The sequence below is a fragment of the Sphingomonas sp. PvP055 genome (assembly GCF_040546365.1).
Classification (GTDB): domain Bacteria; phylum Pseudomonadota; class Alphaproteobacteria; order Sphingomonadales; family Sphingomonadaceae; genus Sphingomonas; species Sphingomonas echinoides_A.
In genome coordinates this window covers 2,974,480-2,986,784 of record NZ_JBEPNS010000001.1, presented here as the reverse complement: position 1 = coordinate 2,986,784, position 12,305 = coordinate 2,974,480, and the positions used below count along the sequence as shown (strand labels likewise).

Below are 12,305 nucleotides of genomic sequence, written 5' to 3'. Positions count from 1 at the left end.
TCGTAAGCGTAACGGCGCATCGCATCGCAGCGCGGTCGGCTTGTAAACTTCCCTGGTCAAGCGTACGTACGTTTGTAAAGTATTGACGAACGGAGGGACACATGGCCGATCGCAAGCTGTTCGCCGGACACGCAGTGCGTCGCTTGCGGCGCGGGGCGGGACTGACCCAGGCCGCGATGGCCGAAGTGCTGACGATTTCCCCCAGCTATCTCAACCTCGTCGAGAAGAACCAGCGACCGCTGTCGGCAACGCTGCTGGTCAAGCTGGCCGAAACGTTCGACTTCGATCCCCGCGCGCTGGCGGCGGGCGAGCCCGGCGGCGGCGAGGCGGCGCTCCGGCGGAGATTGGCCGACCCGATGTTCGCCGACCTCGAGATCGACCGCAACGAGATCGAGGAGTGGCTCGCAGGCGCACCCGGCGGCGCGGAAGCGTTCGCGCGTGCGTTCGACCGGATCCGCGCGGGCGGGACGCCCGACGATCCCGCCGCAGTCGATCCGATCAGCGAGGTTCGCCGCGAGATCGAGCGTTGGCGCGGCCATTTCGCCGACCTGGATGCCGCGGCGGAGGCGCTCGCGGACGAATTGCGGATGGGCGCGGGCGATCTGTACGGCGCGATCTCGGAACGGTTGCGCGTCAAGCATCAGCTGACGATCCGCGTCCTGCCGGTCGATGTGATGCCCGAACTGCTCCGCCGCACCGATCTCCATGCGCGACAGGTGCAATTGTCGGAAATGCTCGATCCCGCCAGCCGGACGTTTGCCGTCGCGGTCCAACTCGCGCAGATCGAAGCCCGCGACGAGATCGAGGCACTGGCCAAGGGCGCAGGATTTGCCGACCGCGCGGCCGAGCGGCTCTATCGCCGCCACCTCGCCAATTATTATGCCGCTGCACTGATGATGCCCTACGCCCGGTTCCTGCGCGCATGCGAGGCGACGGGCTACGACATTGAATTGCTGCAACGCCGGTTCGGCGCGGGGTTCGAACAGGTCGCGCATCGTATGACCGCGCTGCAACGCGTTGGCGCACGCGGGCTGCCGTTCTTCCTGGTGCGGATCGACCGGGCGGGGCAGGCGTCGAAGCGTTTCTCGGGCGCGAGCGCATCGCCGCTTGCCGAGGCGGAGGCGCGCTGTCCGCTATGGCGGCTCCACGCAGCGTTCGAGCGTCCGGGAACGCTGGCGGTTCAACTGGTGGCGCTGGAGGACGGATCGCGCTGGTTCACGATCGCGCGTACCGTCACCCCGCAAGGGCGGCGTTATGGCACGGTGCCGGCGGAGTTCGTCGTCGGGGTCGGCGTTGCCGCTGCGCATGCGGGCGCGCTTGCCGCGGCGCGTGGCGTCGACCTGACGGGGGAAGCGACGCCGATCGGGCTGGGGTGCCGTGCCTGTGGGCGCGGACAGTGCCCGCAACGGTCGCTGCCGCCATCGGGTCGCGCGCTGATCGTCAACGAACGGGAACGCGGAATCAGCGGCTTCTCGTTCGGCGGCGACTGAGCCGACCTCGCCCGTTTCCGGCGGTGCTGTCCTACAGCGCGGCGTCTTTCTATGGTGTGGGGCACGGCTCTCCCCGATGTGCTCAGCCGCGTTTGATAAGGGGGAGGGGCCAAATTACGATGCGTTTCCGCCTAACTTTCCGACCATCTGCGGTGTCAACAACATCACACCGTTACAAATAACCTGGCGAAGGATTGACGGCGCTACGCTGTAGTTCGGACGTTTCCCGTCTCAATTTCTGTAAAGAACGCTATTCCGTGGAAATCGCTACACAGTGAGGCCCTCGATGACGTACCAGTCCAGCATCGCTCAAACCAACGCGCTGATCCGCAGCCACAACGGCTCCTGGGACGGCATCTCGGCCGAGTCGGTCGCGCGGATGCGGCTTCAGAACCGGTTCCAGACCGGGCTCGACATCGCGCGCTATACGGCGGCAATCATGCGGCGCGACATGGCGGCCTATGATGCCGATCCAGCGCACTACACCCAGTCGCTCGGCTGCTGGCACGGGTTCATCGGGCAGCAGAAGATGATCAGCATCAAGAAGCACTTCGGCTCGACCGAGCGGCGCTATCTGTACCTGTCGGGTTGGATGATCGCGGCGCTCCGCAGCGAGTTCGGCCCGTTGCCCGACCAGTCGATGCACGAGAAGACCAGCGTCCCCGCGCTGATCGAGGAACTCTACACTTTCTTGCGCCAGGCCGACGCCCGCGAGCTCGGGATGATGTTCCGTGACATCGATGCGGCGCGCGCTTCGGGCAATGCGATCGAGGAGCAGCGCCTGCTCAACGCGGTCGAGAATTACCAGACACATGTCGTTCCAATCATTGCGGATATCGACGCCGGCTTCGGCAATGCCGAGGCGACCTATCTGCTCGCCAAGAAGATGATCGAGGCGGGCGCCTGCGCGCTTCAGATCGAGAATCAGGTCAGTGACGAGAAGCAGTGCGGCCATCAGGACGGCAAGGTCACCGTGCCGCACGAGGACTTCCTCGCGAAGGTCCGCGCGTGCCGCTATGCCTTCCTAGAGCTGGGCGTCGACGACGGCATCATCGTCACCCGCACCGACTCGCTGGGGGCGGGGCTGACCAAGCAGATCGCGGTGTCCAAGGCGCCGGGCGATCTCGGCGACCAGTATAACGGCTTCCTCGATTGCGAGGAGATCGACCCCTCAACCGCACGCAACGGCGACGTCATCCTCAACCGTGACGGCAAGCTGCTGCGCCCCAAGCGGCTGCCCTCCAACCTGTTCCAGTTCCGCGCCGGATCGGGTGAGGATCGCTGCGTGCTCGATTGCATCACCTCGCTCCAGCATGGCGCGGACCTGTTGTGGATCGAGACCGAGAAGCCGCACATCGAACAGATCGCGGGCATGGTCGACCGGATCCGAGAGGTCATCCCCAACGCCAAGCTGGTCTACAATAATTCGCCTTCATTCAACTGGACGCTCAACTTCCGCCAGCAGGTCTACGACGCCTGGGCCGCGGAAGCCCGCGACCTGTCGGCGTACGACCGGGCGAAGCTGATGTCGGTCGACTATGACGGCACCGAATTGGCGGACGAGGCGGACGAGCGGATCCGGACGTTCCAGCGCGATGCCGCGGCGCGCGCAGGGATCTTCCATCACCTCATCACGCTGCCGACCTATCACACCGCCGCGCTCTCGACCGACAATCTCGCGCGCGAGTATTTCGGCGAGGCGGGGATGCTCGGCTATGTGAAGGGCGTCCAGCGCAAGGAAATTCGCGAGGGGATCGCCTGCGTCAAGCACCAGAACATGTCGGGCAGCGACATCGGCGACGACCACAAGGAGTATTTCGCGGGCGAGGCAGCCCTCAAGGCCGGCGGCGCACACAACACGATGAACCAGTTCGCTGCTTGAAACGGTACCCCTTCCCCGGCGGAGGCCGGGGAAGGGGAGGACCTGTTTACGCGCCCGCCGCCGTCAGCCGGTCCAGCTGCTCGGTGGTCAGCGCAAGGTTCATGGCGCCAAGCAGATCCTCAACCTGCTTCACCGACGTGGCGCTGGCAATCGGCGCGGTCACCGCGGGCTGCTCCTTGAGCCACGCCAGTGCGACCTGCGCGAGGCTGGCACCGGTTTCCTCGGCGACCGAATCCATCGCCGCCAGCACGGCAGGACCGTTGCCATCGAGAAGTTCCTGCATCCGCCCACCGCGCACGCTCTTCCCGAAATCGTCCGCGCTGCGATACTTGCCGGTGAGGAACCCCGAGGCGAGCCCGTAATAGGGCACGACCCCGATGTTATTCTCGACGCAATAGGACTGCAGTTCGCCTTCGAACTTGTTGCGACTGACGAGATTATACTCGGGCTGAAGCACATGGAAATGCGGCAGGCCATGCTCGCGAGCCGCATCGTTTGCCGATTTCAGCCGCTTGGCGTGGAAGTTCGACGCTCCCAACGCGCGGATCTTGCCCGCATCGATCAGCTTCCCGAACGCCGCGAGCACGTCCTCCTGCGACACCGACTCATCGTCCTGATGCGCGAAATACAGGTCGATCGTGTCGACCCCGAGCCGCTGCAAAGACGCCTCGCACGCCGCCGCGATCCGCGCCGGGGCGAGCTTTTCGCCGCCCTCGCCAGGAAGCATCCCGACCTTTGTCGCAATCTGAACCTGATCGCGCTTGCCGCTCTGCTTGAGCCAGGCGCCGATCATGCTCTCGGACTCGCCGCCCTGATGTCCGGGTACCCAGGCGGAATATACGTCGGCCGTATCGATCATCGTACCACCGCCCGCGACGAACGCGTCTAGCACGGCGAAGCTGGTGGCCTGATCCGCGGTCCAGCCAAAGACGTTGCCGCCCAGCACGAGCGGCGCGATGCGGAGGTCGGTGGCGCCGAGGCGGCGGTGTTCGGTCATTGCGGCTTGGCTCCAGATTCGTCTTCGGTGCCGCCCTCATCATCGGGGACGACTTCAGCGGCGTTCATGTCGGCACTGTTCGCGTCGAGTGGGACGGTGGCGGTGTTATGCGACAAATCCTCTCCAGCCATCGCGTTACGGGCAGCAGGAGTGCCGCCCGAACACGCGCTGACCAGCGCTGCCACCAACAGGACGCCCCAGCGCATCAGTTGTCGATCTCGTTACCGATATCGCGGGCAGCGGCACCGGCGCGATCGCCCACGCGGTCGGCCTTTTCGCCGAGGCGGTCTGCAGCCCGGTCTGCGTCGTCGCCGAGCCGGTCTGCTTTCTCACCGGCCGCCTGGCCGAAATTGTCCATCCGTGTCTCGGCGTCGCTGAGCGCGGCGTCGGTATCGTCGCGCGCCTTCCGGGCGGTTTCGTTGACGTCACCCGCAATCGAGTTTGCAGCGGTGCTGGCGTCGTTTTGTGCCTTTTCGCTGCAGGCCGACATGCCGCCGGCGGCGAGGGCGAGGATCGGCAGGAGGAGGATGGACTTTGTCATAAAGGCTCCCGTGATAGGATCGGTTAAGGTATCGAAGGGGTCTAACCCACGCAATCGCGCAAAGGTCCGCTGACGGGACGATCGGACCCGGGGACGCGATACGTTGCGAAAGTCGCACGGCGCAGCCATCGTCGTCGTTGACCGCATATAAAGATATCTTTATATGTCGCTGCCAGATGACCATCGCTCTCGATATCTTCCGCGCTCTGGCGGACGCGACGCGCTTGCGGATCGTGGCGTTGCTGCGCTCGATGGAGCTTTCCGTCGGGGAGCTTGCGCAAGTGTTGGGGCAAAGCCAGCCGCGCGTGTCCCGCCACGTTAAGATCCTGTGCGACGCCGGGCTGGCCGAGCGGCGGAAAGAAGGCAGCTGGGTTTTCGTGGCGCTGGGGGAAGGGGCCACGGTCGGTCCCGTGCTGGGCGCGCTCGACCAATGGGCCGTGCTGTCGCCCGATCACTGGGCGGTCGCGGATGCGGCGCGGCTGGCGGCGGTTCGCGCGGACCGGGCGGCGTCTGCAGCGAGCTGGTTCGAGGCGAATGCCGGCCAATGGGACGCGATCCGCTCCCTCCATATCGCCGAAAGCGAAGTCGAAGCGGCGATTTCTGCCGTGGTCGGCGATGCGCCGATCGGGCAGTTGATCGATATCGGGACGGGCACCGGGCGAATGCTCGAACTGTTCGCCGGACGGGCGGAGCAGGCGCTGGGGATCGATCGATCGTCGGAAATGCTGCGGCTTGCGCGTGCAAAATTGTCCGAGCGGGGGCTCACCAACATCGAGTTGCGGCAGGCGGATCTGTATGCGCTGCCGCTGGCCGATCGCGCGGCGGACGTCGCGATCGTCCATCACGTCCTGCATTTCGCGCAACAGCCTGGCGCTGCGATTTCTGAAGCGGCACGCGTGCTCAACGTGGGGGGGCGGCTGCTGATCGCCGACTTCGCGGCGCATGACCGCGAGGAATTGCGCGCGCAGGACGGGCATACCCGACTGGGTTTCGCTGACGAGCAGATGACGACGTGGTTCGCGGCGGCCGGGCTCGACCCGGTGCGCACCGAAACGCTGATGGGTGGCGAACTGACGGTCAAATTGTGGCTGGCGCGCAAGCGCGATGCCGAACGTTCCGGAATACAAGAGGCGATGGCGGCATGACGATTTCGGTAAACCAGCTCGAGGAGGCGCGGCGCGCGCTCGAAGCGCCGCTGTTCGCGGATCTCGCGGGCGATGCGGCGGTGTCGTTCGAATTCTTCCCGCCCAAGACCGAGAAGATGGAAGAGGCGCTATGGGAGACGGTGCGCACGCTCGAACCCTTCGCGCCCGAGTTCGTCTCGGTGACGTACGGCGCTGGCGGGACGACGCGCGACCGGACGCATGCGACCGTCGCGCGGATCGAGCGCGAGACGAGCATGCCCGCTGCGGCGCATCTGACCTGCGTCGAGGCGTCGCGTGGCGAGATCGACGAGATCGCCGAGCAATATTGGGCGGCGGGGGTGCGGCATATCGTGGCCCTTCGCGGGGATGCGCCGGGGGCGGGGGGCTTTGTCCCGCATGCCGATGGCTATACCAATGCCGCCGATCTGGTGGCGGGGCTCAAGCGGCTCCATCCGTTCGAGATTTCGGTCGCGGCCTATCCCGAATGCCATCCGGATTCGCAGGGCCACAGCGACGATCTCGACAATCTCAAGCGCAAGCTCGACGCGGGCGCGACGCGCGGGATCACGCAATTCTTCTTCGAACCCGAGACGTTTTTCCGTTTTCGCGATCGTGCGGCGGCGGCGGGGATCGATGCGCCGATGGTGCCGGGGATCATGCCCGTCACCAATTTCCAGAGCATCGTGAAGATGTCTGCGATGTGCGGCACCGAGGTGCCGGCGTGGATGGGGCGTCTGTTCGAGGGGCTTGAGGTTCATGCAGGCGCACGCGGGCTGATCGCGGCGACGCTGGCGGCGGAGCTGTGCCGCAAGCTGTATGCGGGCGACGTGCGAAATTTCCATTTCTACACGCTCAACCGTGCGGAGTTGAGTTTCGCGATCTGCCATTTGCTGGGGCTGCGGGCGAAGACCGTGGCGAACGCAGCGGCGGCCTGATTTTTTCTTAGCCCCTCTCCTTTAGGGGAGGGGTTGGGGTGGGGCAGTGCAGCGGGGTTTCGCTCTCTGCGAGGCACTTCCCCACCCCCAACCCCTCCCCTGAAGGGGAGGGGCTTTAGATAGTGGACCTGTAGTATGACGATCCGTGAAACATTCCTTGCCGAGGCGGCCAAGCGCATCCTCATCACCGACGGCGCGTTCGGGACCGAGATCCAGAACTGGAAGCTGTCCGAGGCGGACTATGCCGGCGACCTCGGCCTCGCCAAGGACCAGAAGGGCAACAACGACATTCTCGCGCTGACCAAGCGCGAAGTGCCCGAAGCGATCCACCGCGCCTATTTCGAGGCTGGTGCGGACATCGCCGAGACCAACACCTTCTCGGCCAACCGCATCAGCCAGGCCGATTATGCCGCCGAACATCTGGTGCGCGAGATCAACGTCGAGAGCGCGAAGCTCGCGCGGGCGCTGGCGGACGAATATCAGGCGAAGGACGGCCGCCCGCGCTTCGTCGCAGGGGCGATCGGGCCGACCAACAAGACGCTGTCGCTCAGCCCCGACGTCAATGATCCGGGCTTCCGCGAGATCGACTTCGATTATCTGAAGGGCGTGTACCGCGAGCAGACCGATGCGCTGATCGAGGGCGGGGCGGACTTCATCCTGGTCGAGACGGTGTTCGATACGCTCAACGCCAAGGCCGCGATCATGGCGGCGCTGGAAGCAGGCGAGGCGCTCGGGCGTGACGTGCCGATCATGCTGTCGATGACGCTGACCGATCTGTCCGGACGCAACCTGTCGGGGCATACGGTCGAGGCGTTCTGGCATGCGGTGCGGCATGCCAAGCCGGTGACGATCGGACTCAACTGTTCGTTCGGTGCGGAGCAGCTGCGGCCGCACGTTCGGACGCTGTCGGCCATCGCGGACACGCTGATCATGGTCTATCCCAACGCCGGGCTGCCCAATGAACTTGGCGAATATGACGAAATGCCCGCGACGACTGCCGGGCTGGTCGGCGAGTGGGCGACCGCGGGTCAGGTCAACGTGCTCGGCGGCTGCTGCGGATCGACGCCAGCGCACATCAAGGCGATTGCGGACGGGGTGCGCGGGGTTGCGCCGCGTGCGCTGCCGGTGCCGCCGGTCGTCACGCGGCTTGCCGGGCTCGAGCCGATGACGATGGCGACCTAATGCTTCTCCCTCTCCCCGCTTGCGGGGAGAGGGCAAGCGAGCGAAGCGAAGCGGGGGAGAGGGGCAGTATCGGGCGACAGCGCTTGATACTGCCCCTCTCCCCGACCCTCTCCCCGCAAGCGGGGAGAGGGAGAAGGAAAAGTAATGACGACCACCACCTCCACCGCCAATTTCGTCAACATCGGTGAGCGCACCAACGTCACCGGTTCGGCGCGCTTCAAGAAGCTCATCATGGCGGGGGATTATCCCGCCGCGGTCGAGGTCGCGCGGCAGCAGGTCGAGAGCGGCGCGCAGGTGCTCGACGTCAACATGGACGAGGGCCTGCTCGACGCAGAATATGCGATGGTCACCTTCCTCAAGCTGATCGCCGCCGAGCCCGACATCGCGCGCATCCCGTTCATGGTCGACAGCTCGAAATGGTCGGTAATCGAGGCGGGGCTCAAGTGCGTCAGCGGCAAGCCGATCGTCAATTCGATCAGCATGAAGGAAGGCGAGGAGCAGTTCCTCACGCAGGCCAAGAAGGTCATGCAATACGGCGCAGCGGTCGTCGTGATGGCGTTCGACACGGTCGGGCAGGCGGACACGCGCGCGCGCAAGCTCGAGATCTGCGGCCGCGCCTATGATCTGCTGATGGGGATCGGCTTTCCCCCTGAGGACATCATCTTCGATCCCAACATCTTCGCGGTCGCGACGGGGATCGAGGAGCATAACAATTACGCGGTCGACTTCATCGAGGCCTGCCGCGACATCAAGGCGCGCTGCCCGCACGCACACATCTCGGGCGGACTGTCGAACCTGTCGTTCAGCTTCCGAGGCAACGAGCCGGTGCGCCGCGCGATGCATTCCGTGTTTCTCTATTATGCGATCCCCGCCGGGCTCGACATGGCGATCGTCAACGCCGGGCAGCTCGACATCTATGACCAGATCGACCCCAAGCTGCGGCAGGCGTGCGAGGACGTCATCCTCAACAGCGACGACGGCGCGACCGAGCGGCTGATCGCGCTGGCCGAGAGTTTCAAGGGCACCGATGCGGTGGCCGAGAAGGCAGCGGCGGAATGGCGCGGGCTGCCGGTCAACAAGCGGCTCGAATATGCGCTCGTCAAGGGCATCGACATGCATGTCGTCGAGGATACCGAGGAAGCGCGTCAGGCGATCTTCGACAAGGGCGGACGCCCGATCGAAGTGATCGAGGGGCCACTGATGGACGGGATGAATGTCGTCGGCGACCTGTTCGGATCGGGCAAGATGTTCCTTCCGCAGGTCGTAAAATCGGCGCGCGTGATGAAGAAGGCGGTGGCGCATCTGCTCCCCTTCATCGAGGCGGCGAAGGAGCCCGGTGCACGCGGCAAGGGCAAGATCATCATGGCGACCGTCAAGGGCGACGTGCATGACATCGGCAAGAACATCGTCGGCGTGGTGCTCCAGTGCAACGGGTTCGACGTGGTCGACATGGGGGTGATGGTTCCCTGGTCGGACATCCTGAAGGCCGCGAACGAGAATGACGCGGACATGATCGGCCTGTCGGGGCTGATCACGCCGTCGCTTGACGAGATGGTGACGGTTGCCGAGGAAATGCAGCGCGCCGGGATGACGATGCCTTTGCTGATCGGGGGCGCGACGACGTCGAAGGTCCACACCGCTTTGCGGATCGCGCCCGCGTACAAGGGGCCGGTGGTGCATGTGCTCGACGCGAGCCGCGCGGTTGGCGTTGCGTCGACCTTGGTCAGCGACACGATCCGCGACGAGTTCGTCCAGAAGACGTCGGATGAATATGAAGCGGTGCGCGTGGCGCGCGCGAACAAGGGGCAGAGCGAGCTCGTCCCGATCGAAGTCGCGCGGGCGAACGGGTTCGTGGCCGACATGGCGTTGAAGCCGGGGGCGCCTTTGCAGCCGGGTGTGCATGTGTTCGACGACTGGGATCTGGCGGATCTGCGCGAGCTGATCGACTGGACGCCGTTCTTCCGGGCGTGGGAGCTGGCGGGGAATTATCCGGCGATTCTGGATGACGAGATTGTCGGCGAAAGCGCGAGCAACCTGTTCGAGGATGCGCAGAAGATGCTCGATCAGATCATTGCGGAGAAGTGGCTGACGGCGAAGGGCGTGGCTGGGTTGTGGCCATGCCGGCGGGAAGGGGATGATGTGGTGATTTCTGCAAAGCCCCTCCCCTTCAGGGGAGGGGTTGGGGGTGGGGCCGTGCCTGTCTCCGACGGTGCGTCTGCGGCACTGCCCCACCCCAACCCCTCCCCTGAAGGGGAGGGGCTAGAGGAAGTTCGCATGCCGTTCCTCCGCCAGCAGATCGCGAAACGCGAGGGGCGGGCGAACATGTGCCTGACCGATTTCATCGACCCGGCAGGCGACTGGATCGGCGGGTTCGCGGTCACCACCGGGCATGGGATCGACGCGCACCTCAAGCGCTTCAAGGTGGATAACGACGACTATTCCGACATCCTGCTCAAGGCGCTCGCCGACCGTCTCGCCGAGGCGTTCGCCGAGCGGCTTCACCAGCATGTCCGCACGACGCTCTGGGGCTATGCCGACGGCGAGCAGCTCACCAACGAGGCGCTGATCCGCGAACAATATCGCGGCATCCGCCCGGCACCAGGCTATCCCGCATGTCCTGATCACAGCGAGAAGCCGATGCTGTTCGAGCTGCTCGATGCGACCAACGCAACGGGCATCACGCTGACCGATAGCTTCGCGATGCTGCCGACCGCGGCGGTGTCGGGCTTCTACTTCGGGCACCCGCAGGCGGAGTATTTCGGCGTGGCGCGCGTCGGGCCGGATCAGTTGCACGAATATGCGACGCGGCGCGGGGTGGACCTGGCGACGGCGACGCGTTGGTTGCGGCCGAACCTGGATTAGAGCGCGGCGCGCCCCAGCGCCCGCAACCGCGGTGTCACCATCGGGATCGTCAGCATCGTCGAGCCGATCGCCATCAACAAGAGCGCGGTAAACGCGTCGTTGGTGATGATCTTCTTGTCGAGCAGGATGTTGACGAAGATGATCATGATCAGCGCCTTGGTCTGAAGCAGCCAGCCGATCGTGCTCGCTTCGCCCTTGCCCCATTTGAGCAGCCGCCCGGCGATCTGAACCCCGAGCAGCTTGCCGCCGACCGACGCCACGAGCAGCAACGCCGCCGCCGCAAACACCGCGCCGCCGCCGACCTGGAACTGCGTTCGCAACCCGGTCGACAGGAAGAACACCGGCATGATCGCGAGCAGCACGAAGTGGCGGAACTGGTCCATCCGCGCACGATCGAACAGGTTTCCGTCGAGCACCGCGCCCGCGAGGAACGCGCCGACCATGAAGTGCAGCCCCGCCCAGTCCGCCGCGAACCCGCACAGCGCGAGCCAGATCAGGCTGACGTACCAGCGGTCGGTCTCCGCGATCGCCGCCATCAGTCGACGGACCGCCCAGGTCGCTGCCGCAAAGCCGACGAGGAACGCCGCCTGTCGCCCGACCCGCTCCCAATCGAGCAGGATCAGCGCAAGCACGCCCCAGATTGCGATGTCATCGAGGCTGGCATAGCGTAGCGTCCGTTGGCCAAGCGGCGCGCGGAGGATATCGAGCTTTTCGAGAAACAGCACCAGGATCGGCAAGGCGGTGACGGCGCATGCCATGCCAATGCCGAGCACGACCTGCCATGTCGCTCCCGACGGCCCGGCCCAGCCGGGATAGCGCAGCATCAGCAGCGCGGCCGCGCTCCCGGCGAGCAGCGGAGTGGCAAGCGCAAATCCGGCCGTGACACTGGTTTCTCCGCGCCGCCGCCATGCCTCGCCCAGGTCGAGTTCGATTCCGGCGATCCACACGAACAGCATCACTGCCCACCAAGCGACGCCGTTGAGCGACCCGATCGTCGCGGGGGTGAATACGAGTGCATAATAGCCGGGGAAGAAGGCGCCAAGCACACCCGGACCCAACAGGATTCCGCCGATGATCTGGACGACGACGAGTGGGGCCCAATAGTCCGTCCGCGCGAACCGCCAGACCAGATACGGCACGCTGAAGATCAGCAGCATCGCGAGGAGAAACACCTCGGTCGGCGACATTGCGTGCATCGATTTCCCCCCGACAGGCCGATTTCCCCCGGCCTTTGCGGCGCGCTGTACGATGACGCCACGGTTTGGGCAACA

The 12,305-nt window shown here is 65.3% G+C and carries 10 protein-coding genes; 6 read left to right on the top strand and 4 right to left on the bottom strand.

All coding sequences use genetic code 11. From position 1 onward, the window contains the following. Positions 1-101 precede the first annotated feature (101 nt). Both ABIC16_RS14050 and ABIC16_RS14045 read left to right on the top strand, forming a co-directional pair. Positions 102-1,490 (top strand): helix-turn-helix domain-containing protein, encoded by a 1,389-nt coding sequence (locus ABIC16_RS14050; protein WP_277968564.1) that lies wholly within the window; start codon positions 102-104, stop codon positions 1,488-1,490. 286 nt (positions 1,491-1,776) lie between these two features. Beyond that, entirely contained in the window at positions 1,777-3,372 is a 1,596-nt protein-coding gene (locus ABIC16_RS14045) for an isocitrate lyase (protein WP_354291567.1), read from the top strand. Positions 3,373-3,418: 46 nt separating this feature from the next. Here the strand turns inward: ABIC16_RS14045 and ABIC16_RS14040 are convergent, their stop codons facing one another. The 3 genes from ABIC16_RS14040 to ABIC16_RS14030 are packed head-to-tail and all read right to left on the bottom strand — an operon-like array spanning position 3,419 to position 4,910. Next, entirely contained in the window at positions 3,419-4,369 is a 951-nt protein-coding gene (locus ABIC16_RS14040; protein ID WP_354291566.1) for an aldo/keto reductase, read from the bottom strand. Then, complete coding sequence (locus tag ABIC16_RS14035) at positions 4,366-4,575, bottom strand: hypothetical protein (protein ID WP_277968561.1); 210 nt, start codon at positions 4,573-4,575, stop codon at positions 4,366-4,368. Before ABIC16_RS14035 ends, ABIC16_RS14040 begins: the two co-directional genes overlap by 4 nt. After that, positions 4,575-4,910: a hypothetical protein gene (locus tag ABIC16_RS14030; RefSeq protein WP_277968560.1), complete on the bottom strand. Its 336-nt coding sequence runs from the start codon at positions 4,908-4,910 to the stop codon at positions 4,575-4,577. The genes ABIC16_RS14035 and ABIC16_RS14030 overlap by 1 nt, the downstream gene beginning before the upstream one ends. Before the next feature lie 176 nt (positions 4,911-5,086). Here ABIC16_RS14030 and ABIC16_RS14025 point away from each other — a divergent pair, with 176 nt between their 5' ends. The 4 genes from ABIC16_RS14025 to metH all read left to right on the top strand — a co-directional run bounded on the left by ABIC16_RS14025 (position 5,087) and on the right by metH (position 11,034). Further along, entirely contained in the window at positions 5,087-6,055 is a 969-nt protein-coding gene (locus tag ABIC16_RS14025; RefSeq protein WP_354291565.1) for an ArsR/SmtB family transcription factor, read from the top strand. Beyond that, positions 6,052-6,990 carry a methylenetetrahydrofolate reductase [NAD(P)H] gene (metF, locus tag ABIC16_RS14020; protein WP_354291564.1) on the top strand — a complete coding sequence of 313 codons (939 nt, stop codon included), beginning with the start codon at positions 6,052-6,054 and terminating at the stop codon, positions 6,988-6,990. Before ABIC16_RS14025 ends, metF begins: the two co-directional genes overlap by 4 nt. A 135-nt stretch (positions 6,991-7,125) precedes the next feature. Continuing rightward, complete coding sequence (locus tag ABIC16_RS14015) at positions 7,126-8,172, top strand: homocysteine S-methyltransferase family protein (RefSeq protein WP_354291563.1); 1,047 nt, start codon at positions 7,126-7,128, stop codon at positions 8,170-8,172. Positions 8,173-8,316: 144 nt separating this feature from the next. Next, positions 8,317-11,034 carry a methionine synthase gene (gene metH / locus ABIC16_RS14010; protein WP_354291562.1) on the top strand — a complete coding sequence of 906 codons (2,718 nt, stop codon included), beginning with the start codon at positions 8,317-8,319 and terminating at the stop codon, positions 11,032-11,034. Here the strand turns inward: metH and ABIC16_RS14005 are convergent. Continuing rightward, positions 11,031-12,230 carry a cation:proton antiporter gene (locus tag ABIC16_RS14005; protein ID WP_277968555.1) on the bottom strand — a complete coding sequence of 400 codons (1,200 nt, stop codon included), beginning with the start codon at positions 12,228-12,230 and terminating at the stop codon, positions 11,031-11,033. The two genes, metH and ABIC16_RS14005, sit on opposite strands and share 4 nt — an antisense overlap. Between the last annotated feature and the right edge of the window lie 75 nt (positions 12,231-12,305).